Below are 570 nucleotides of genomic sequence, written 5' to 3'. Positions count from 1 at the left end.
CCCGGTGTTCCTGAACCAGCGCAAGAAGGCCGTCGACACCTCGATCAAGTCCGACCTGCGGTCGGTCGCGAACGAGTTCGAGACCTACTACACCGACAACCAGGCCTACCCGACGGCTCTGACCGACATCCCGGACGTCAAGCTGACCACCGGCAACTCCGTGACCATCAAGTCCGGCGCCGGCGTGGCCGCGGGCACCTTCTGCGTGCAGATCACGAACCCCAAGGGCACCGACACGACCAACGGGTTCTACTACGACAGCGACAAGGGCGGTCTCCAGGCCAAGGGCACCACGGCCTGCAGCTGATCCTCTGTTCTGTCTCGAAGGGCCCCGGCGCACCGCGCCGGGGCCCTTCGGCAATTCCCCCAGATAGACGCTCAAGTCCGTCGGCGGGGCGCCGATGCACTACCTGTCATCGGAGGTGGCCCAGCTCGGGCTCGTCCCTCCACACCTATCGTCTCGAAGGGACGAATCAGATGCTCGCTCGCATTCGCAAGGCGGCGGAGGACAAGGACAGCGGCTTCACGCTGATCGAGCTCCTGGTCGTCATGATCATCATCGGCATCCTG

The 570-nt window shown here is 64.6% G+C and carries 2 protein-coding genes; both read left to right on the top strand.

From position 1 onward, the window contains the following. On the top strand, nt 1-307 hold a 307-nt coding region (locus tag ACYVJ4_RS18820), incomplete at its 5' end, for a type IV pilin protein (RefSeq protein WP_460461558.1). A 170-nt stretch (nt 308-477) separates the two neighbouring features. Continuing rightward, nucleotides 478-570 (top strand): prepilin-type N-terminal cleavage/methylation domain-containing protein (locus tag ACYVJ4_RS18815; RefSeq protein WP_460461559.1); only part of this gene is annotated, 93 nt, incomplete at its 3' end.

The sequence above is a fragment of the Angustibacter peucedani genome, assembly GCF_054779595.1.
Note: the sequence above shows the minus strand (reverse complement) of the source record. Positions and strands in the feature narration are given on the sequence as shown.